General features: G+C 36.6%; 2 protein-coding genes. Both read left to right on the top strand.

Annotated elements, in window-relative coordinates; translation table 11 throughout:
- Positions 1 to 583: hypothetical protein (locus tag GNY06_RS01575; RefSeq protein WP_166518494.1), on the top strand; the 583-nt coding region annotated here is incomplete at its 5' end.
- Between the two features lie 2 nt (positions 584 to 585).
- The coding region (locus GNY06_RS01570) for a T6SS effector amidase Tae4 family protein (protein ID WP_212995068.1) at positions 586 to 806 on the top strand (221 nt) is incomplete at its 3' end.

Here is an 806-nt window from a genome sequence, read left to right as displayed (position 1 = left end):
GATGAAATTTAGCAGAAAAACAATGGTGCTTTTTTTTGTAGGAATATTATTGGCCTCCTGTAAAAATGATGCAAAGACCTCAAAAGTTGAAGACCAAAAAGAAAATACAACACAGGAAAATAAGAAGGTATTAAAAGTGACGGACACGTATTCTGTTGATGGGATCAATTTTAAATTATTGCAAAATGGAGATCAGGCAGAACTAAAAATCGAAGCAAAAGACCGTATCGTAAAGGGGAATATAAAACTTTCCCCGCCCTGTTACTTTTTAAAATGGAATGGAAAAGTTCAGTCGTTTGCCTATCCTGATGTAAAGGTTACTCATACTTTAGTCGTTTTAGGAGATACAGTGGGAACGGATGTAAAAAAATATTTTGGATTTAATGAAAATGATGATTTCAGCAGGATATGTGGAGAGGCGATTCAGGGAATTCTCATCAAGAAAGACAGTGTTATTGTTACGGAAAGAGTTTTGGACGGAGGATTCATGTGTGCTGACCCAGGTACAGATGAAAAAATTTTTTGGGAGTTTGCCCATACCAGAGAAACATATAAGAAATCACGTAACCCTAAATACCGATAATAATGATCAAGTTTTATGATTTATGGAACAATCACCCTGGGTGGAACTCCAAACCCTGCAATTTTCAAAATCAATGTGCTATAAGAATGGGAGTTACTTTGGAAAAAAGCAAGGTTGATTTAAGCTCGTTCAGAGGAGCCCGCTGTTGGTTTGACCATAATCCAAGACATATTTTGCGGGCACAGGAGCTTGCGGACTGGATTTCAAAAAAATACACAATATT

Source organism: Elizabethkingia argenteiflava (genome assembly GCF_009904105.1).
GTDB classification, from domain to species: domain Bacteria; phylum Bacteroidota; class Bacteroidia; order Flavobacteriales; family Weeksellaceae; genus Elizabethkingia; species Elizabethkingia argenteiflava.
This window is presented reverse-complemented; position numbering and strand designations above follow the sequence as displayed.